This window comes from Cuspidothrix issatschenkoi CHARLIE-1 (assembly GCF_002934005.1).
GTDB lineage: Bacteria > Cyanobacteriota > Cyanobacteriia > Cyanobacteriales > Nostocaceae > Cuspidothrix > Cuspidothrix issatschenkoi.
On the sequence record NZ_PGEM01000061.1, the window covers coordinates 1 to 18,396 of the forward strand.

The 18,396-nt window shown below is 36.4% G+C and carries 25 protein-coding genes, 1 tRNA gene and 1 pseudogene; 15 read left to right on the plus strand and 12 right to left on the minus strand.

The annotated features are described in order from the left end of the window. Nucleotides 1–110: 110 nt before the first annotated feature. From CUN59_RS09220 to acnB, 8 genes and pseudogenes are all read right to left on the minus strand, one after another. Entirely contained in the window at nt 111–995 is an 885-nt protein-coding gene (locus CUN59_RS09220) for an alpha/beta hydrolase (RefSeq protein WP_104387576.1), read from the minus strand. A 19-nt stretch (nt 996–1,014) separates the two neighbouring features. Continuing rightward, nucleotides 1,015–1,086, minus strand: a tRNA-Lys gene (locus tag CUN59_RS09225). A gap of 50 nt (nt 1,087–1,136) precedes the next feature. Continuing rightward, nucleotides 1,137–1,304 (minus strand): HAMP domain-containing histidine kinase, encoded by a 168-nt coding sequence (locus tag CUN59_RS09230; RefSeq protein ID WP_207765393.1) that lies wholly within the window; start codon nt 1,302–1,304, stop codon nt 1,137–1,139. Between the two features lie 311 nt (nt 1,305–1,615). Next, nucleotides 1,616–1,861: a type II toxin-antitoxin system HicB family antitoxin gene (locus CUN59_RS09235; RefSeq protein WP_104387577.1), complete on the minus strand. Its 246-nt coding sequence runs from the start codon at nt 1,859–1,861 to the stop codon at nt 1,616–1,618. A gap of 42 nt (nt 1,862–1,903) precedes the next feature. After that, a pseudogene (locus tag CUN59_RS09240) lies at nt 1,904–2,029 on the minus strand (element excision factor XisI family protein); the annotation flags it as partial. 107 nt (nt 2,030–2,136) lie between these two features. After that, nucleotides 2,137–2,847 (minus strand): MAE_28990/MAE_18760 family HEPN-like nuclease, encoded by a 711-nt coding sequence (locus CUN59_RS09245; RefSeq protein ID WP_104387578.1) that lies wholly within the window; start codon nt 2,845–2,847, stop codon nt 2,137–2,139. Then, nucleotides 2,844–3,941 carry a DUF262 domain-containing protein gene (locus tag CUN59_RS09250; RefSeq protein ID WP_104387579.1) on the minus strand — a complete coding sequence of 366 codons (1,098 nt, stop codon included), beginning with the start codon at nt 3,939–3,941 and terminating at the stop codon, nt 2,844–2,846. Before CUN59_RS09250 ends, CUN59_RS09245 begins: the two co-directional genes overlap by 4 nt. 169 nt (nt 3,942–4,110) lie before the next feature. Further along, a complete protein-coding gene (gene acnB, locus CUN59_RS09255) occupies nt 4,111–6,678 on the minus strand; it encodes a bifunctional aconitate hydratase 2/2-methylisocitrate dehydratase (RefSeq protein ID WP_104387580.1) in 2,568 nt (855 codons plus the stop codon). Between the two features lie 146 nt (nt 6,679–6,824). On the opposite strand from acnB, the gene CUN59_RS09260 reads away from it, so the two are divergent. The 11 genes from CUN59_RS09260 to CUN59_RS09300 all read left to right on the plus strand — a co-directional run bounded on the left by CUN59_RS09260 (nt 6,825) and on the right by CUN59_RS09300 (nt 11,386). After that, complete coding sequence (locus CUN59_RS09260) at nt 6,825–7,241, plus strand: element excision factor XisH family protein (protein WP_104387595.1); 417 nt, start codon at nt 6,825–6,827, stop codon at nt 7,239–7,241. After that, nucleotides 7,229–7,573, plus strand: coding sequence for a XisI protein (locus CUN59_RS09265; RefSeq protein WP_104387581.1), 345 nt, complete (start codon nt 7,229–7,231; stop codon nt 7,571–7,573). Before CUN59_RS09260 ends, CUN59_RS09265 begins: the two co-directional genes overlap by 13 nt. 94 nt (nt 7,574–7,667) lie before the next feature. After that, a complete protein-coding gene (locus CUN59_RS22635; protein ID WP_438501812.1) occupies nt 7,668–7,724 on the plus strand; it encodes a hypothetical protein in 57 nt (18 codons plus the stop codon). Nucleotides 7,725–7,755: 31 nt separating this feature from the next. Continuing rightward, on the plus strand, nt 7,756–7,938 hold the full coding sequence (locus tag CUN59_RS09270) for a hypothetical protein (protein WP_438501813.1): 183 nt from the start codon (nt 7,756–7,758) through the stop codon (nt 7,936–7,938). Nucleotides 7,939–7,995: 57 nt separating this feature from the next. Next, the gene (locus tag CUN59_RS09275) at nt 7,996–8,217 is read left to right on the plus strand and encodes a DUF433 domain-containing protein (RefSeq protein WP_104387583.1); all 222 of its coding nucleotides are present in this window, start codon (nt 7,996–7,998) and stop codon (nt 8,215–8,217) included. Then, nucleotides 8,217–8,552: a DUF5615 family PIN-like protein gene (locus tag CUN59_RS09280; RefSeq protein ID WP_104387584.1), complete on the plus strand. Its 336-nt coding sequence runs from the start codon at nt 8,217–8,219 to the stop codon at nt 8,550–8,552. The genes CUN59_RS09275 and CUN59_RS09280 overlap by 1 nt, the downstream gene beginning before the upstream one ends. Before the next feature lie 125 nt (nt 8,553–8,677). Continuing rightward, complete coding sequence (locus CUN59_RS09285; RefSeq protein ID WP_104387596.1) at nt 8,678–8,884, plus strand: RelB antitoxin-like protein; 207 nt, start codon at nt 8,678–8,680, stop codon at nt 8,882–8,884. A 39-nt stretch (nt 8,885–8,923) separates the two neighbouring features. Beyond that, nucleotides 8,924–9,157: a hypothetical protein gene (locus CUN59_RS09290; protein WP_104387585.1), complete on the plus strand. Its 234-nt coding sequence runs from the start codon at nt 8,924–8,926 to the stop codon at nt 9,155–9,157. A 1-nt stretch (nt 9,158) separates the two neighbouring features. Further along, complete coding sequence (locus tag CUN59_RS21395) at nt 9,159–9,329, plus strand: PIN domain-containing protein (RefSeq protein WP_165790179.1); 171 nt, start codon at nt 9,159–9,161, stop codon at nt 9,327–9,329. A 24-nt stretch (nt 9,330–9,353) separates the two neighbouring features. Next, nucleotides 9,354–10,379, plus strand: a complete 1,026-nt coding sequence (gene purM, locus CUN59_RS09295) for a phosphoribosylformylglycinamidine cyclo-ligase (protein ID WP_104387586.1) — start codon at nt 9,354–9,356, stop codon at nt 10,377–10,379. Between the two features lie 320 nt (nt 10,380–10,699). Then, on the plus strand, nt 10,700–11,386 hold the full coding sequence (locus CUN59_RS09300; RefSeq protein WP_104387587.1) for a PHP domain-containing protein: 687 nt from the start codon (nt 10,700–10,702) through the stop codon (nt 11,384–11,386). 173 nt (nt 11,387–11,559) lie between these two features. Here CUN59_RS09300 and CUN59_RS09305 read toward each other — a convergent pair whose 3' ends face one another. Beyond that, entirely contained in the window at nt 11,560–12,960 is a 1,401-nt protein-coding gene (locus CUN59_RS09305; protein WP_104387588.1) for a cytochrome P450, read from the minus strand. A gap of 349 nt (nt 12,961–13,309) precedes the next feature. On the opposite strand from CUN59_RS09305, the gene CUN59_RS09310 reads away from it, so the two are divergent. The 4 genes from CUN59_RS09310 (at nt 13,310) to CUN59_RS21400 (ending at nt 16,428) form a co-directional block, all read left to right on the plus strand. Next, nucleotides 13,310–15,523, plus strand: a complete 2,214-nt coding sequence (locus CUN59_RS09310; protein WP_104387589.1) for a phosphoketolase family protein — start codon at nt 13,310–13,312, stop codon at nt 15,521–15,523. A gap of 209 nt (nt 15,524–15,732) precedes the next feature. Further along, the gene (locus CUN59_RS09315) at nt 15,733–15,954 is read left to right on the plus strand and encodes a ribbon-helix-helix domain-containing protein (RefSeq protein ID WP_028085305.1); all 222 of its coding nucleotides are present in this window, start codon (nt 15,733–15,735) and stop codon (nt 15,952–15,954) included. Then, nucleotides 15,912–16,283 (plus strand): type II toxin-antitoxin system PemK/MazF family toxin, encoded by a 372-nt coding sequence (locus CUN59_RS09320; protein ID WP_243406907.1) that lies wholly within the window; start codon nt 15,912–15,914, stop codon nt 16,281–16,283. Before CUN59_RS09315 ends, CUN59_RS09320 begins: the two co-directional genes overlap by 43 nt. A gap of 7 nt (nt 16,284–16,290) precedes the next feature. Further along, a complete protein-coding gene (locus CUN59_RS21400; RefSeq protein ID WP_165790180.1) occupies nt 16,291–16,428 on the plus strand; it encodes a hypothetical protein in 138 nt (45 codons plus the stop codon). A gap of 217 nt (nt 16,429–16,645) precedes the next feature. On the opposite strand, the gene CUN59_RS09325 is transcribed toward CUN59_RS21400, so the two are convergent. From CUN59_RS09325 to CUN59_RS09340, 3 genes are all read right to left on the minus strand, one after another. Further along, nucleotides 16,646–17,077, minus strand: coding sequence for a hypothetical protein (locus CUN59_RS09325; RefSeq protein ID WP_104387591.1), 432 nt, complete (start codon nt 17,075–17,077; stop codon nt 16,646–16,648). A gap of 662 nt (nt 17,078–17,739) precedes the next feature. Further along, nucleotides 17,740–17,946, minus strand: coding sequence for a type II toxin-antitoxin system RelE family toxin (locus tag CUN59_RS09335; protein ID WP_104387592.1), 207 nt, complete (start codon nt 17,944–17,946; stop codon nt 17,740–17,742). Between the two features lie 5 nt (nt 17,947–17,951). Beyond that, nucleotides 17,952–18,191, minus strand: a complete 240-nt coding sequence (locus CUN59_RS09340) for a hypothetical protein (protein ID WP_104387597.1) — start codon at nt 18,189–18,191, stop codon at nt 17,952–17,954. Nucleotides 18,192–18,396 lie beyond the last annotated feature (205 nt).

Here is an 18,396-nt window from a genome sequence, read left to right on the forward strand (position 1 = left end):
ATTTTCGGACAGGTCTAAAGAAGTCGGGGATCTGGGTATGAACGAGCGCTATAGCTGAATACTTACAAATGTTACAGCAGGAGGGAGGAGTGAATAAGTTTTGGGTGATTTTACCTTTCTGCACATATTTCACCCATGATAATAAAATCAAGTGCTGTTTTAATCAGGTAGGGATCATCATAGAAATCTACTTGACCTTGGGATTCAATCCATTTTATTTTTTTCTGACCAGGTAAAGCTTGATAAAATTTTTCTGCCCAATGGGGTGATATAGCTTTTTGAGAATGTACCATTGTCACTGGAATGTTCAGTTTTGGGGCGGCGGATTGAACATCAAAGGTGAGAAAATGCTCTCTGGACATGATCGCAAACTGATTAGTATAGTTTGGGACTCCGGCTCTTGATGTACCATAGTAATCGTATAGTTCTGGGGTTGTCATGGCAGCTTCACCTTCCAGAGATACAGCAGGTATGGTTAATACCTCTCCAGTGGTTTGATAGTGTTGACGCGCCGCAATGCCCTGTTCCACTTTGCTATTAAACCCTGATGGATCTTTTTGCTGCATTTGGGCCACATCTCGATAATAACCTGCGATCGCTCCTACCCACTTAATTTTGCGATTTTTCACAGCCGTCCAAGCAATGTATCCTGCACCTAAACAAATTCCTACTGCTCCAATTTGATCACCATCAATATCATCGCGCTGAGATAGATAGTTAACCGCCTCACTCAAATCCTCGATTTTATGTTGATAATATTCATACTGGCGCGGTTGCCCTTTGCTTTCACCATAGTGGCGATGATCTATCGCTAATGCAGCAATACCCCGTTCTGACAAGGCTTTAGCATAAACACCCGTGACCTGTTCTTTAACGCTGGTCATCGGTCCACCCACAATTACCGCCGGTACAGGGTAATCATTGGATTCAGGCAGATATAAGTCACCAATAAGACGATGGTTTTCGATTGTAAATGATATAGTTTCTTTTAACATAGCAAAGGCTTTGAGTTAATGGGCGAGGAGGGAATCGAACCCGCAACCAATTGATTAAGAGTCAACTGCTCTACCGTTGAGCTACTCGCCCCAATTAAAGGTGATTATATCAGACTTTTGGTTCTGGTGCTAGTAGTGCAGTCAAAAAACTGGCTGGAGGGGAAATTGGATAATAAAAGTGATGTTACTGTTAGCACTGACTACATGAATTAATCCCTGGAGACGTTGCACCATAGTTTTGACTAAAGCCAATTCTAAACCAGTATTTTGAGCTTGCCAAGAGGAATATTTAGGCAGGTTATAACTCACATTCCGCATAAGCGGAGAATAAAAAAATAATTATCTCCAAAAACATTGTTTGGTAAGGGTTTTCAGGATTTTAGTTCAAAGGAACTATAAAATGTTTATTAGGAATTTATCTCATTTATTGAGAATATTTTTGGAGTAAAGTTTGTACAACCCTGAATCTTTCGTGATAATTATTCAGAATTGGATTTTATCTGCGGAATGTGGGTTATAAACTATAAACCCCTCATTTAACAGAAGATTTATATTTATTTACAAGTTGTATTGAGATAATAAATTCAAGATTATTATTTACTTAATAAAATTTTCATTTATTAATCAGTCAAACCAAATGTTTTCTTTTCCTCAACTAACAAAAATTCATGTAATTCATCTATAGACATAGGAGATTTATAAATATTATCTTCTGATTCATAAACATCTTCAAAAGATGCTATTGCGTCCTTTAATTTATTAACTGCATTTTCTTGAGTATCTCCCTGTCCAACAATACCATTTTCTAAGCACAAACCCACCCAATAACCGGAACTTTGTCTGAGAACAACTGTGTAAAAGTTCATTTTTATTTCCCTATAGATTAAATTTATGATCAAGAGAAAGTATTAAGCAATAGCAAAGTCAGTAAACTTCCGAGTTTCAGGATCATGAAAAGCCAAAACAATATCCTCTTTTGGTACACCTTCTCTTAATAATTCCGTTGCTATTCCTTCCTCAGTCCAATCTTCTTCATTTTTAGCATTCCGTAAATCCCTTAAATTTTCCAAATCTTCTAACAATTCCTTAATCTTCAAAAATTCCTCATAAGGTAATACAGCAAATTGCTTTTAACAATACACTAACTATTCTCACTATTTTGGACATTGATATGCAAATATTCTTGATTTGATATATAAGTTTCTACATTCTCTAATATTTCTCTTAAATAACAAATAACTCTTTTTTGAATCTCCAATAACTCATCAGCAGTAGCATTTTTACCAACTTCCTCAAATGACTTAAAACCATGTGCTAAATCATTTCTATTGGTTTTAATTGTTAGTAAATCACTTCCATTTTGAGTTTTATCATTATTTGTTGTGGATGAAAAACCATATATTTCTGCTGTTTTTCTTATTTTAAGTGCATCTACATTACCTGAAAATAATCTATCTTTATTAAAAGTGACTGATATTATGTCAACTGAAATATTTTGAACCGTTTGCAAAATATATTGAGTGGATTTATTATCTTTATCTTTTAGATTATTAATAACAATTTTTTTAATTTCTTCTCTAACTTCATCGAAAGAAACTCTTTGAGTTTTTAATTCATCAAAGATTGTTTCAATTGCATTACGCATCGTAGCTTCAACTAGGTTGTAAAGCAACAAATATCCTGTTGCTTTAAGAGTTTTTTCTAGGTCATCATCTATTGGTTTTGTTTTTATATTGTTAGGATTACCCATACTTAATTGAATGTAACCTTGCTCTAGGTTTTTCAGGAAGTAAAAGTATTTACTAACTTCTTTAGCGCGTTCATTAAAATCTTGAAATAATGTACTTGTCATGAATTATCTAAAAGCTGATTGCGAACATATTCAATACGATGAGTAACTTTATTTTGAGAACTACTAGCATCAGATTTTGTTAATTTTTTTAAATTATCAGAATCTAAAAAAGAAGTAGATTTTGGAACTAAATTGGGGTTTTCTCTTAACGCCAAAGCAATACCTACTGTAATAGATTCAAACTTAATTCTAGTTGTAGGTTCATAGCAATTCTTAGTTTTTCGATAAATATGTAAAGAATTGGGAATATACTTTTGTACAAATGCTAACATTGAATGAAATTCATTTCTCATAGCATTTATTTTGCTCTCATCTGATTGATTTTCCAGTTTTAAATATTCATTCAAGAATTTATGAACCTTGTTTTCAAAATTGCCATAATTTTGATAATTATTTAAAAATGCAAAAAAACGTAATACATATTCTTGTGGGTCTCTTTTATTAATTTCAGTGTCAGTAAAGGAACATAAATCTCTAAATAGTTGATTTTTTGAAAGTTCCTCAATTAAATCAAGACACTTTCCTGGTTCACCTCCTCTACGTTTTTCCATTTCATTCAATTCAATACTACCACTATTAATTCTTTGGAACAAATCCCTTCTAATTTCTTCATCTGCTTCTTCTGTTAATTGAATCATTTTAATAGTAGTTCTATTAAAACGTCTTTGGCGTGTTGGTAGTAAATCTGTAAACGTAAAGCCATTAAGATTTGTTAGTTTTTCAAGATTTCTTAATGTAAGTTCATTATTAATAAACCTGCTTAAAGTACGAATACGTTGTGTACCATCTATAATTTCCAACCGGGTTAAATCTTCTGATTCTGATACATCCGCCACAAAAATATAAGGGATTGGTAAATCTAACATTATAGATTCAATGAATTTTGATTGGGTATCTTCATCCCAAGCCATTGCTCGTTGATAATCTGGAATAAAAATCTCATTTTTATCTTCATCTATTCCATCTAAATATTTTTGAACAATTACTTCGATAGGATATTCTAAAGTCTTATAGTCAACACGCTTTCTATTATCGCGGATTTCTTGTTCCGCATTTTCTTTGCGTTGATTTGTAATTTCTATTTGAGTTACCATATTTGACAATTTATTGTTTTGATATCTAAATTTAGAGCTTTTTGATTGAGTGAATTAATTACATTTTACCAGTGAAATAGGTGAATTTAGCTAGATTAAGAAATCTTAATAATTTAATATAAACCCTTTAAAATCAAGGTGAGTCCATCCAGACCCACCCTAACCTAAATTATACCAAAGCCGCCTGTTCCTCCTTACTAATCACCCTCCCCTCATCCTCAAAACCAACAATTTGATCAAAATTCAAATACTGATACAAATTATCAGCAAAAGGATTAATTTTCTCCCCAACAATGTCCATATATTCCTTAACTGTAGGAATACGCCCCAACAACGCACAAACTGCTGCTAATTCCGCCGATCCTAAATATACTTGTGCACCTTTTCCCATACGATTATTAAAGTTACGAGTTGAGGTAGAAAACACCGTTGTGTTATCATCAACTCGCGCCTGATTTCCCATACATAAACTGCATCCAGGAATCTCAGTTCTCGCATTCGCACTTACGAAAACATCATAAACTTTTTCTACTTTTAATTGATGTTCATCCATTCTTGTCGGAGGTGCAATCCATAACCGCGCTTTTACCGCACCTGCTCCTTCTAAAACCTTCGCTGTTGCTCGATAATGTCCGATATTTGTCATGCAAGAACCTACGAAAACTTCCTGTACTGGATCATTAGCAACTTCTGATAATAACTTAACATTATCAGGGTCATTTGGTGCAGCTACAATTGGTTCTTTAATCTCGTTTAAATCAATCTCAATTACTTCTGCATATTCCGCATCTGCATCTGCTGATAATAATACAGGATTGGCTAACCATTCCTCCATTTTTGCCACGCGACGCATGATAGTTCTGGCATCACTATAACCCCGTGCTACCATGTTTTTTAAAAGAGCAATATTAGAACGCAAATATTCTGCTATGGTCTCTTCACTTAACTTAATTGTGCAACCAGCACAAGAACGTTCGGCGGAAGCATCTGTTAATTCAAATGCTTGTTCTACTTTCAAATTTGGTAATCCTTCAATTTCCAAAATCTTACCGGAAAAAACATTTTTCTTGTTCTGTTTTTCCACGGTTAACAAACCTTTTTGCATAGCTACATAAGGAATTGCATTCACAATATCTCTCAAGGTAATTCCTGGTTGCAATTCTCCTTTAAAACGGACTAATACCGATTCTGGCATATCTAAAGGCATTACACCCAATGCACCAGCAAAGGCTACTAAGCCAGAACCCGCAGGAAAGGATATTCCCAACGGAAAGCGGGTATGGGAGTCTCCTCCTGTTCCCACTGTATCCGGTAATAACATCCGGTTTAACCAGGAGTGGATGATACCATCACCGGGACGCAAAGCCACGCCACCACGAGAAGAAATGAAATCTGGTAGTTCTTGATGGGTTTTGATATCCACAGGTTTAGGATAAGCGGCTGTGTGACAGAAACTTTGCATGACTAAATCTGCACTGAAACCTAAACAAGCGAGTTCTTTTAACTCGTCTCTGGTCATTGGTCCTGTAGTGTCCTGAGAACCCACTGTAGTCATGATTGGTTCGCAAGATGTCCCCGGACGCACTCCTGGTAAACCAGAGGCTTTCCCGACCATTTTCTGTGCCAATGTGTAGCCTTTTCCGGTATTGGTTGGCGCTTGAGGACGGATAAACAAATCGCTAGGTGCTAAACCCAAGGCTTGACGGGTTTTGTCGGTGAGGGTACGTCCAATCAACAGGGGAATGCGTCCACCAGCGCGAACTTCGTCTAAAATGGTGTCAGGTTTGAGGCTGAAGGTGGAAATTACTTCTCCTGCGGCGTTGGTAACTTCACCTTTGTAGGGGTAGATGGTAATTACGTCACCAGTTGCCATTTTTGTAACATCACATTGTATGGGTAATGCACCTGCATCTTCGGCGGTGTTAAAAAAGATAGGGGCGATCGCACTTCCTAAAACATAACCTCCGGCGCGTTTATTGGGAACAAAGGGAATATCATTGCCTAAATGCCATAATACTGAATTGATTGCAGATTTGCGTGATGAACCTGTACCCACCACATCACCAACATAAGCTACAGGATGTCCTTTTTTCTTTAAGTCTGCAATGGTTTCTAAACTTCCCGGTTGACGGGTTTCTAACATGGCTAAGGCGTGTAAAGGAATATCTGGACGGGTAGTAGCGTGGGTTGCGGGTGATAAATCATCGGTGTTGGTTTCCCCAGGAACTTTGAAAACCGTGACGGTGATAGCTTCGGGAAGTGTGGGACGGGTGGTAAACCATTCTGCTGCCGCCCAAGAGTCTACCACTCCTTTGGCGTATTTGTTGGTTTTTGATAGTTCTAATACATCATTAAACGCATCATAGACTAACAGAATTTTGCTTAATGCTGTGGCGGCGTTTTCTGCTACAGGGGAACTGAGTAAATCAATTAAGGATTGGACATTATAACCGCCTACCATTGTTCCTAGTAATTCTACTGCGGCGATGGGGGAAATTAAAGGACTGGTAATTTCTTGTTTAGCAATGGCAGTGAGGAAACCAGCTTTAACGTAGGCTGCTTGATCTACTCCGGGGGGTATGCGATCGCGCAATAAACTTAATAATACCTCTTCTTGTCCTTTAGGTGGATTTTTGAGTAATTCACATAATGCTGATGTTTGTTTTGCGTCTAATGGTAAGGGTGGGATACTGAGTTGGGCGCGTTCTTGGCTGTGTTGTTGATATTCTGCTAACATGATTTAGCTTTTCTCCTGCTATGTCTTGTTTTCTTTATTTTATTGTAAGGGAATTGTTACAAGAGTTACTGGTAAACGAATTTGTCAGAATTAGACAGTTTATAGTTTATGATCAGATTATTAAAATTTTTCTGAATTTAATTTTTATGTCAGCCAAGGATACTTACCATGAAGCAATTAAAAATGCCTTGATTAAAGACGGTTGGATGATTATTCGTGATCCTTATACTATTAAATATGAGGAGATACAATTATTTGCAGATTTATTAGCTGATAGAACTTTAGAAATTGAACGCAATGGACAACAAATTATTGTAGAAATTAAAAGTTTTATTGGTCGTTCACCAATGCGTGAATTTGAAACAGCTTTAGGGCAATATATTATTTATCGTACCTTGTTAAAAGTTATTCTTCCTAAAGTAACAATTTATTTAGGTGTAAGTCGCAGTATTTATCAATCTTTTTTTCTGCAAAAAGCAATTTCGTTCATCATGGAAGAGAATGATTTAAAATTAATAGTTGTTGATTTGAATAAGGAGGAGATAGTGCAATGGATAAATTAAATCAATATCGCAATGTGATCAAGAAAATTCTGACAGAATATGAACAATTGGCATCACAAACGCCTAATCCTGATGGTGTTGATAGTATTTTAGCTTTTGATGAACAAAGAGATCAATATTTGTGGTTTCAAACAGGTTGGCATAATGATCGTAAAGTTAGAGGTATTACTGTTTATGTGAGAATTAAAAATGAGAAAATTTACATTGAAGAAGATTGGACTGAGGAAGGTATTGCAACTGAGTTATTAAGGGAAGGTTTACCAAAAGAGGATATTGTGTTGGCATTTCATGATCCTGAAACTCGTAAATTTACTGAATTTGCTGTTGTTTAGCAGGGAGTTAGTTAGGTAGGTTAATAGTGAAGTAATGGGTTATAGAATTAGTCCTGATGGCACATAGATTAACCTTTATTATGGAGAAATAAAAATCAATGAAGACAACAAATATCACGTTATCCCTAGAACAAAACCAAGTACAGAATAATTGGCAATTTACAGAGGTGTGGATTGATCCAATGTTAACGCCACCTTATATACTTTTATTATTAGCAGATGAACAAGGTAAATGTCAAATTTATGATCCTGCTAAAAATTATCAAGTGATATTTTCTAGTAATGATTATGAAACAGCCAAATTATGGTTATTAGAAGATGAATATGAACCGATTGAGGGAAGAGCAGAATTAGACAGTTTATAGTTTATAATTTAAGAAGCAAAGTTTACATTAACTAAGTAATAATGTAAGGAGTTCATGATGTCATACAAAAATATTATTACCATAGAACCTGGAAAGAGAAGCGGAAAACCTTGTATTAGAGGTATGAGAATTACTGTTTATGATGTTCTTTCCTATTTAGCCTCAGGAATGACTTTTGAAGAAATATTAGCCGATTTTCCTTATTTAACCAAAGAAGATATTTTAGCCTGTTTAAGTTATGCAGCAGATCGTGAACGTCAAACCATTTTAGTTAATTGATGAAACTACTTTTTGATCATAATTTATCACCCAATTTAGTTAATTCTTTGGCTGATATTTATCCTAATTCTAATCATCTTTATTTAATGCAATTAGATCAAGAATCAGATTATACAGTGTGGGAAATTGCCAAAAATCAAGACTATATTATTGTTACTAAAGATACGGATTTTAATGAATTATCAATTCTGGGAGGTCTTCCACCTAAAGTAATTTGGATTCGTTCAGGAAACTGTACAACTAAAACTATAGAATTAATGCTGAGAAATAACCACGAAATTATTTTATCTTTTGCTGAAGATCAAAATACTGGTATTCTGGCTTTGTATAGGTAAAATATAAGTTGAATTTTGCAGCTTTTTTCAAAATCTCTCGCTTACATCCTGTAAATCCTAAAATCCTGGATATCCTGATTCAGACAATATGCTATAATCTACCTAATGATTTAGAAGTAACATCAATGCTACAAATCAATAAAAACTACCTATTAGATCAAAATCAAAAACCAATTGCTGTACAAATTCCTATTACCGAATTTGAACAAATAGAAGAAATATTAGAAAATTATGGATTAGCAAAACTCATGGAAGAAGTAGAAGATGATGAAATTCTATCTAAAAATGAAAGCTATCAAATATTTACAAATCATCTAAATCATCCAATATGATATAATTAGTCAATCAGTAGATATTAAGGAAGATCAATAATGACCACAAACATCCACTTCCAAGAAAAAGTAAATCACGGTAAAATCGAAATTCCTCTGGAATATCAAGAAAAAATAAACAGCGCGGAAATAGTAGAAATTGTGATTGTGCAACCTATACCCAAAAAGAAACAATTTCCAGCAACAGGTCTAATTAGTAACTTAACTGCAAACCCTATAAAAATTGCTAATTTTCAACCACTGACTAGAGAAGAAGCAAATGAACGGTGGTAATATGACAACATACTTTATTGATTACAATATTTGGCTTTATCGTTTTATCTTAAATAGTAGTGATTCCAACGCCATAAAAAAGCAACAAATAGCTACAACCATTACCAGTCAAGAAAATTTATTAATCAGCACACAATTAATGTCGAAAATATGTGATGATAGGCATACTTAGAAATTGATAACGGTGTAGTTAGGCATGGATTATCGGGATGCAGGTGTTGATGTTGAAGCTGGTAGAGCTTTTGTAGATCAAATTCGTAATTTGGTTCACAGCACCTTTAGAAAAGAGGTTTTAGGAGGACTAGGTGGTTTTGGTGGTTGCTTTCAACTCCCCACAGGTTACAAAGAACCGGTTTTGGTTTCGGGAACGGATGGTGTGGGGACAAAACTGAAAATAGCCCACATTCTTAACCGTCATGATACTGTAGGTATAGATTTAGTGGCCATGTGTGTTAATGATGTGTTGACATCGGGTGCAGAACCGCTATTTTTTCTTGATTATGTGGCTACGGGTAAGCTAGATAAAGAACAATTAACTCAGGTAGTGGCAGGAATAGCTACAGGTTGTAAATTAGCAGGTGCGGCTTTATTAGGGGGAGAAACCGCAGAAATGCCCGGTTTTTACCAAGTAGGCGAATATGACTTAGCGGGTTTTTGCGTGGGAATTGTCGAAAAAGTCCGAATGTTAGATGGTTCTCAGGTACAAATAGGAGATGTAGCTATTGGTTTAGCTAGTTCAGGTGTCCATAGTAATGGTTTGAGTTTAGTACGGAAAATTATCAGCGATGGTGGTTTTGCTTGGACTGATACTCCAGAGTTATTAAATGGTGAATCTCTTGGTACAGCTTTTCTCACACCTACCCAAATTTATGTAAAATCTGTATTAGACGCATTGCGATCAGATTTGTCAATTCATGGTATGGCGCATATTACTGGTGGCGGTTTGCCGGAAAATTTACCAAGATGTTTAAGCCCAGGTCAAGCTATTAAAATGATACCTAATAGTTGGACTATTCCCCCCCTGTTCCATTGGTTAGCGGCGGCTGGCTCTGTGGGGGCGGAAGCTATGTATAATACTTTTAATATGGGTATTGGTTTTGTGTTATTAGTGCCACCCCACCAAGCGGAACAAGTAATTAGTCATTTTCAGTCCCAAGATATCCCTGCTAATGTCATCGGTGAAGTTGTACCAGGTGCTGGTGAATTATTAGGTTTATGGTGACATATCTGAATAAATAATACAGAGATGTTCTATGGAACATCTCTACAAAAAACTCTAAAATACTTACTGGGTAAGGAAAATCAGGAATAATCATAGATAACCCATACACAAACTTCAAAATCTTTTGATGGAAGTAATTAAAAATACTCATCGCCATCAGCGTTAATATTTGCTAAGGTAGTTGTAATATATTGCAAAAATCCATTATTGGAATTGAGGAAGTAACCGTATTTACCAGTTAGCTGTATTGATTATATCTCATTTATTCGGTGTGGTGTGTTGGTGTTTTAAAAAGAATGTAATTTTTGTGTAGAGGGGTTATGGTTGTAAATTTTGCCCGGACTACTGTTTCTAAGGAACTACTTAAGCAAGTATTCCAACGCATTGATGCCCAAAGTTGTCCCAAGTTATTTAATTTTCATATGCACACGGTTCACTCGGATGGCAAACTGGAACCGGGTGAATTGATGACTCAAGCGATCGCCATTGGCTTAAAAGGTTTAGCAATTACCGATCATCATAGTGTTAGTGGCTACCAAATCGCCGAAGCGTGGCTAAAAGATTGGCAATGGAATAATCCAGGTATAGATACTCCTCATCTGTGGAGTGGCGTAGAAATTAATGCTAACCTCCTCAATACGGAAGTCCACATTTTGGCTTATGCGTTTGAATTAGAACATCCCAGCATGAAGCCTTATTTACAAAAAATGCCCACTGTAGGTAAGGCATATCAAGCAAATAACGTAATTACAGCTATTCACGAAGCGGGAGGACTAGCGATATTGGCACATCCTGCCAGATATAGGCGATCGCATTTTGATCTAATTCCTGTCGCTGCGGATTATGGTATTGATGGTGTAGAAGCTTTTTACGCTTATAGCAACCCCAAGCCATGGAAACCCAGTGTTATAGAAACAGAAGAAGTACAACAATTAGCAGAGAAATTTAATTTACTTAATACCTGTGGGACTGATACACATGGTGTAAATTTGTTGCAACGGTTGTAAATCTCTATCTACTTTTTTAACTCCTGGTTTACATGGCCAGGGGGTAATCTCCTATGATTTAAATGTAACTTTCGCTACTTTTAAAGTATAGCTGTATACAATGCAATGAGATATGAACTGAAAACCCAAAACATGGCTCACGCCACGGTGCGCCATCAAGCAGCACAGGTGTTTCACCTCCTGCCTCCTGCTTCCTGCCTTCTGCCTTCTGCTATAACAGATGGTTGTTGACGAATATTTTCAATTACAAAATTAATAGGACTATTGGGACCAGTCACTAAACCCCGTCTTTGTGGTTTAACTTCATGAGTATCAACTAATTTCATTGACCATGTTTTCAAAACTTTAGCTAATATTAATTTCATTTCAAATTGAGCAAAAGCTAAACCAATACAGCGTCTTGAACCTCCCCCAAAAGGAATAAATTCATAGGGTGAAAATTGTCTTTCTAAAAAGCGTTCTGGGTTAAATTTTTCTGGTTCTGGATAAATATCTTCTCGTTGATGAGTTAAATAAATTGAACCCATGATAATTGTCCCTGGTTCAAGTTGATAACCACAAAGAGAAATAGGTGTTTTTACCTGTCTAGGAAAAGTGAGCATGGCAATAGGATAAATCCTTAATGTTTCATTACAAACAGCAGTTAAGTATGGTAATTTAAAGATAGTATTAGAATCAAAGTCCTCCCCTAAACTATCCAATTCGGCTAATAACTTTTCTCGTATTTCAGGCAATTTATGAATCCAGTAAAAAGCCCAAGAAATTGCTGTAGCAGTAGTTTCATGACCTGCAAATAATAAAGTCATTAATTCATCTCTTAATTCCTCATCAGTCATAGGTTGACCCTCTTCATCTCTAGCGGACATAAGTAAAGTTAGGATATCTGTCCGGTGAGGATCAAAATTTTCTCTTCTTTCTCGAATTTCCTGATAAATGAGTTGGTTAGCTTCTTCCTGTTTCTTCATTTGTTTTTTCCAAATTGCCGAAATACCAACCATCTCTTTCAATTTAGGAAAATAGAGAAAAGTAACTCTCCAAGGACTACTATTTTGTTCTACTATTTCACAAAGTAAATGTCTCAATTTTTCAGCCCGTTCTCCTTCATAAATACCAAAAACAGCTTCCATCATCACTTGAAGGGTAATTTCTTGGGAAACATTTCTAATATTAAAAGGTTGATTTTGTAGTTGTTTATTGATAGTTTTGGTGGTAATATCCTCAATTATATCTGCATAATTTCGCATTCTTTCCCCATGAAAAGGAGGCATCATTAATTGCCGTTGCCGTTGATGTGCTTTACCACTCAAACTAATGACAGAATTTTTACCAAGTAGATATTCAAAAATACTATTCAATTCTCCTGGTGCTGCTAATTCTTTATGATCATTACTTAACACCTGCTGCATAGCTTCAGGAGAATGGACAAATAGAATTGGTGGTAAATTACTCTGTAATTTTAGAGAAAAAATCTCTCCATATTTTTTAGCACATTCTCTCAGATAACTCATCGGTCGGAAAATCCAGTTTAAAACTTGAATTTTTGGTGATACTTTGGGTCTTGGTAATGTCTGCATAATTTACTCCTGTGATGGTTACACAATTGATTATAGAATAACTCAATTTTAACTATAAACCCTTGAGATTTGAATTTTTACAAGATTATAAAAAGACCAAACGGATGGGGTTTAGCAATGCTAAATCCCTACCTATATCATTAAACAATTAAGCTATTTTGAGTATATCGGTAATCAGGCTGATTTAATGACATGAAAGGAAAAATAATTAATTATCTAAGATGACTATTTAACCTGCTTATGGTGATGTTGGGAAAATGCTATTAACTATTAGATCCAAGAAAGATGTAAAATTTTTGTTAAATTAAACTCCTGGCTAGTTTAGAGAAATTTCATTAAGGTATTCAGCATGACAGTAGTTACGTCTTCCGCATCTTCCACAGTTCCGAATTTTTCTGAAGGTATTCAATATTTTGGGGAAGCATTGCCAGATTTTGAAAAATATGGTGTTACTCCCGCGATAGAATCGGGTAAGAGTGCGATCGCCTCCCCAACAGACACAAATGCAGTATATCAAACTTTACTGGCTGCTGATGCCCTGCGCTACCTGACGCTACAAGTTACTGGTAGTAAGGCTTCTGGACATCCCGGCGGTTTTGCCAGTCAAGCGGAGGCTTATGCAGCTTTGGTGATGCTGGGACATAAAAACATTATTACGGAAGTGGGACATCACGCCCCCGGTTTTTATAGTGCCATGTTTTTAGATCGTTCTTTAGAAGACATGGGCATTTCTACAGTACAACAATTGCGCGATCGCTTTCGGGAAAAACACGGATTATTAGGACACCTTTCCGGCTATATTCCCGGTATTCTCGCACCTGCTGGACCCTTGGGACAAGGGCAACATTTCGCCATGGCCGCCGCACTCCTGCACCGTGACAAACTCTTCCCCTTCACCGTGGGAGATGGAGGACTAGGTGAACCCTACATCATGAGTTCAATGGCTCACTTTAATACGTCCTATCCCCAAGTAACTAATTTCCTACCCGTCTTAGTTTGGAACGGTTATAGCCAAGAACATCATAGCATGGTGTCATTGAAAACCAACGATGAAATGATCGCCTACTGGAAAGGTAACGGTTTTGCCGAAGTCGTGTTAGTAAATGCTAAAGATTTCGATGATCAAAACCAACCAGGTGATTATGTTGATAGTACCGCTTTCTCCTTCCAAAAACGGTTAGAATTTACCCAAGCCGTATTAGTAGGCATGGATAAAGCTGCCCGTTCTGCTTTAGGTGGCACATTAACAGTATTTATTATCAAACAACTCAAAGGGGCAGGGGTTCATGCTTTAGGTGCAAAATCCCATAACCTATATCCTAAAGATACCTTAGACGCACCCCATATTGCCACTGCTTTACAAAAACGGGCTTTATCTGCCCAAGCATGGCAAACAGTCCGCACAAATGCCGAACGCGCCGGAGGTGGACCAGCAGCTAAAACCGCAGTTACAGAATTTGAATTACCCTTGGCAGACATCGGGGAATTACCATTAGAAGAATATGCAGTGGGCGGAGAACCAAAAGTTTCAACCACCGCAATGGGAAGGTTAGTAGGAATAGTAGGAAATAAAGATAAAAATTTCCTGGTGACTAACGCCGATGGTAACGAAGCATCAGGAATTGCTAACATTAACCAAGCATTAAAAATCAACCACCCTACCACCGATGATTTATATAATCAAGCCCCAGGAGGTCAAGTTTACGAACCTTTGAGCGAAGATGCTTGTGCAGGACTAGCGGCTGGTTTATCCTTAATGGGTGCGAGAACTTTGTGGTGTTCCTATGAATCTTTTGCTATCAATGGTTTACCAATTTGGCAAACAGTCACCCAAGCAATGGCAGAATTAAGACGCAAAACACCGTCAACAATTACATTATTTACAGCCGGAGCATTAGAACAAGGGCGCAACGGTTGGACACACCAAAGACCAGAAATAGAGGCTTATTTTGCATCATTGATGAGAACAGGAAATGTATTTCCCTTATTTCCTCCCGATGCTAACAGTATTCAAGGTTGTTATGACTGGGCTTTGCAAACAAAAAATAAGGGAATTGTCATTACTGCCAGTAAGTCTCCTTTACCCATTAGAACCACTTTAAAACAAACGGAAGAGGGGTTAGAAAAGGGCGCGATTTTATTACATGAAATTGCAGGAGGGAAGACTGTTGTATTTGCTGTCATTGGCGATATGACCTTAATTCCAGTATTTGAAGCGGCGGCATTTTTAGAGACTGAAGGTATAGGAGTGAAGATTATTTCTATTATTAATCCTCGCCGTTTATATCGTCCTCATGATACAGCTTGGGATACTTGTTCTGAACCTGATGGCGGTTTTTTAAGTGATGCCGATTTTGAGCAATTGTTTGGTGGAGATGCCTTAATTGGTGTTACAGGTGGCGCTGCGGCGATGTTAGAACCGATTATGTTACGCAGTAATTCTAAGCGTGATTCTTTCGCCTGGAAGCGTGGGGAAACTACCGCCAGTGCGGGTGAGTTGATGGCTTTTAATGGGTTGACTGCGGAGGCGTTGACTAAGCGGGCTATTGAGTTGGTGCATTAATTAGAACGCAGATGTACGCAGATTAACGCGGATGTTTTGGCGTTGGGTTGCGTACATTTGCTGATTTTATACCTATAAAACTCAACAATATAATAATTCAAATTCCCAAGTTATAAAATTAATTACCTGATAGAAAAATCTTGACAAAATTACTAGACTAAAAACATCAAAATCTGTTATGCTACCAATGGTATGATTATAGGTAGGATATGGCTAAAATCTCAATTTCATTGCCAGATGAACTACTAAATTACATTGACCAAAAAGTTGATAACCGTAGTGCATTAATTGAAAGTCTCTTGAAACAATGGCAAGAACAAAAACAAAATGAAGCACTAGCCGCAGCTTGCGCTTTGGTTGACGAATTAGAATTAGGTTGGGAAAGTGAATGGCAAAACATAGCGATTACCGAATGGGAAGCATCTGGATAGTAACATTTGACCCATCCGTAGGTACAGAAATTCAAAAAACTCGTCCAGCATTGATAATTTCTGGGACTTTGTTTAATAACCAACGCAGTAAAGTTACAGTTTTACCTTTTACTTCCGCAAAACCTAATAACCCCCGTATTTCACCAGCAGTAGTGGAAGTACCAGCATCAGCACAAAACGGACTTTCTGTAGATAGTCTTTTGATATGTGTTGAACCAATGACTTTTGACAAAATTCGTTTAACTCAACAACTAGGAGAATTAGAAGCAGAATTATTAGAACAATCTCAAAATATTTTGCGGCGATATCTGAGTTTAAATAACAATTAATTGTCTGATGTTACGCAGTAATTCTAAGCGTGATTCTTTTGCTTGGAAGCGTGGGGAAACTACCGCCAGTGCGGGTGAGTTGATGGCTTTTAATGGTTTGACTGCGGAAGCGTTGACTAAGCGGGCTATTGAGTTGGTGCATTAATATCATATTCTTGTAGGGTGCGTTAGCGATCGCGTAACGCACCTTAATAATAATAATGGTGCGTTACGAATTTCATCCTAACGCACGCTACTAGCTTTTAGTGCGGCGTGTTGTAATTTCTTTTTGTACAGACATAATGATTTAGTGTTGAATTTGCTCTTAGTATATCTGACTGAAATTTAAAATTAATTGAGTAAATTAATATTTACTCCTGCGGTTATTCTTCTTCAATATGCCACCGAAAAACAGTTTCTTGGTTAGCTCCATTGTTTGCAGTTGTCACATACAAAATTTCTCCATAAGCACTTTCAAATCTAAAAAGACAAAGACCTAAACCTGTACCAGCACAATCTTGAATTTCTGTATACTCTTTTTTAGTAAAAAAATAATCTACTGGTGCGCTTCTTTGCGAGTTCATTAATTGCTCGTGATTAAATACTGATTGCCAACCTGCTTCTAATAACATCTCCCTAGCTTTTGAATAAGGCATATTTTGCTTAAGTTTTGGTAATTCTTGCCTTACACAAGGTTTTCTATCTATGGTTGGCTTTTTTGTTTGTGCAACCACACTACCCTCAAAACTAGAAATAATAATAGATAAAATCACCGTACTTATACTGATAAGACCTATAGAAAATTTAATAGACATATTTTTACTGTGTGTAGTTAGTAATTGTATTACTTATTATACACACAAATAGTTAAATTTAACTAATAATTCCTAAAAAAGCGAGTAGGTTGGGTTGACGCAAGGAAACCTAACAATAATGATATAAAAATCAAATCTCTTCCTCTCTTCTTTTCTTCCTTCGTGTACTTCGTGTCTATCCCTAACGGGACGCTGCGCGAACGTGGTTCATTAAATATTAGTAAGTTCAGTTAACCCAAGGAAAACCCAACATCACCCAAACCACCCAACCATCACGAATAGTTTTTTCTACCAACAGCAGAAAATGACAAAAACCGCCATGATATAGAAAACAACATTCAGGAAATCACCTCATAAAAAGTATGAATATTTCCTTACCTGACACCATGCGCGATGATATAGAAAAGTAGCGCAAGGAGGTTACAACAGCGAAGAGTGAATATTTTCGGGAATTAGTGCGACAAGACTAAAAACTCCAGAGCAAACGAACGACTACAAACCATGCTCTTAGAAGGATTAAACTCAGGAAATGCAACAGAAATGACAACACAAGATTGGGAAGATATACGTCAAGAAGTGCGGGATAACAATTAATAAACCTATAGTGCTTATTTTTTATAAACATCACGACGATGCTTACATTGAATAATTAAAACAATTAATTACTCATCTTGAATTTCATAAACCAAACGATAATCTCCTATTCTAATCCGATATTCATTATCATATCCTTTCAACTTGACAACTCCATCAGGACGAGGTTCTTCCGCAAGTTGGGAAATCTTATCATATACACGCTCTTGTATATTATTAGGCAGATTATCTAATTGTTTTTGAATAGATTTAGTGATAATAATTTCGTAAGTCATAGTATCTATTTTCTCTGATTTAGATACTGTTGAAAAGTCATGTATTCCCCATTTGCATATTCATCACGGACTAATTGAATTTCTTTTTTAGTCTCTTCATCTTCTCGCCAACTTTCTTCTTCAGCATCAGCGATCGCTTCATCAAGAATCTGCCAAAGTTGCTGTTTTTCTGATAAACTTAGCGCATTTAAAGAGTTAATTAGTAACTCCATCGGAATGAATAAATTTAATCCAGTCTGTGACATAGCTTTTATCATGATGTGATGATTTTTCTACATTATATCAAATGATGTTGGATTATTCCATAAATCACATTATGAAAAGGATGAATATTTCCTTACCTGACACCATGCGTGATTATACAGGGTAAGCTCATCTAAATTTGTATCAGGAGTGACTTGACAAAAGAGCAAAAATAAGCATAAAGAAGGGAAATAAAAAAAACACTTG

Bases quoted from the DNA above. Each gene is read 5' to 3' on its own strand.
- CUN59_RS09305 (WP_104387588.1), bottom strand. From the start codon at position 12,960: ATGCAGACATTACCAAGACCCAAAGTATCACCAAAAATTCAAGTTTTA.
- CUN59_RS09300 (WP_104387587.1), top strand. From the start codon at position 10,700: ATGGTTGTAAATTTTGCCCGGACTACTGTTTCTAAGGAACTACTTAAG.
- CUN59_RS09280 (WP_104387584.1), top strand. From the start codon at position 8,217: ATGAAACTACTTTTTGATCATAATTTATCACCCAATTTAGTTAATTCT.
- purM (WP_104387586.1), top strand. From the start codon at position 9,354: ATGGATTATCGGGATGCAGGTGTTGATGTTGAAGCTGGTAGAGCTTTT.
- CUN59_RS09325 (WP_104387591.1), bottom strand. From the start codon at position 17,077: ATGTCTATTAAATTTTCTATAGGTCTTATCAGTATAAGTACGGTGATT.
- CUN59_RS09285 (WP_104387596.1), top strand. From the start codon at position 8,678: ATGCTACAAATCAATAAAAACTACCTATTAGATCAAAATCAAAAACCA.
- CUN59_RS09275 (WP_104387583.1), top strand. From the start codon at position 7,996: ATGTCATACAAAAATATTATTACCATAGAACCTGGAAAGAGAAGCGGA.
- CUN59_RS09235 (WP_104387577.1), bottom strand. From the start codon at position 1,861: ATGAACTTTTACACAGTTGTTCTCAGACAAAGTTCCGGTTATTGGGTG.
- CUN59_RS09335 (WP_104387592.1), bottom strand. From the start codon at position 17,946: ATGACTTACGAAATTATTATCACTAAATCTATTCAAAAACAATTAGAT.
- CUN59_RS21395 (WP_165790179.1), top strand. From the start codon at position 9,159: ATGACAACATACTTTATTGATTACAATATTTGGCTTTATCGTTTTATC.
- CUN59_RS09270 (WP_438501813.1), top strand. From the start codon at position 7,756: ATGTTAACGCCACCTTATATACTTTTATTATTAGCAGATGAACAAGGT.
- CUN59_RS09245 (WP_104387578.1), bottom strand. From the start codon at position 2,847: ATGACAAGTACATTATTTCAAGATTTTAATGAACGCGCTAAAGAAGTT.
- CUN59_RS09340 (WP_104387597.1), bottom strand. From the start codon at position 18,191: ATGTCACAGACTGGATTAAATTTATTCATTCCGATGGAGTTACTAATT.
- CUN59_RS09220 (WP_104387576.1), bottom strand. From the start codon at position 995: ATGTTAAAAGAAACTATATCATTTACAATCGAAAACCATCGTCTTATT.
- CUN59_RS21400 (WP_165790180.1), top strand. From the start codon at position 16,291: ATGTTACGCAGTAATTCTAAGCGTGATTCTTTTGCTTGGAAGCGTGGG.
- CUN59_RS09260 (WP_104387595.1), top strand. From the start codon at position 6,825: ATGTCAGCCAAGGATACTTACCATGAAGCAATTAAAAATGCCTTGATT.
- CUN59_RS09310 (WP_104387589.1), top strand. From the start codon at position 13,310: ATGACAGTAGTTACGTCTTCCGCATCTTCCACAGTTCCGAATTTTTCT.
- CUN59_RS09265 (WP_104387581.1), top strand. From the start codon at position 7,229: ATGGATAAATTAAATCAATATCGCAATGTGATCAAGAAAATTCTGACA.
- acnB (WP_104387580.1), bottom strand. From the start codon at position 6,678: ATGTTAGCAGAATATCAACAACACAGCCAAGAACGCGCCCAACTCAGT.
- CUN59_RS09290 (WP_104387585.1), top strand. From the start codon at position 8,924: ATGACCACAAACATCCACTTCCAAGAAAAAGTAAATCACGGTAAAATC.
- CUN59_RS09315 (WP_028085305.1), top strand. From the start codon at position 15,733: ATGGCTAAAATCTCAATTTCATTGCCAGATGAACTACTAAATTACATT.
- CUN59_RS09250 (WP_104387579.1), bottom strand. From the start codon at position 3,941: ATGGTAACTCAAATAGAAATTACAAATCAACGCAAAGAAAATGCGGAA.
- CUN59_RS09320 (WP_243406907.1), top strand. From the start codon at position 15,912: ATGGCAAAACATAGCGATTACCGAATGGGAAGCATCTGGATAGTAACA.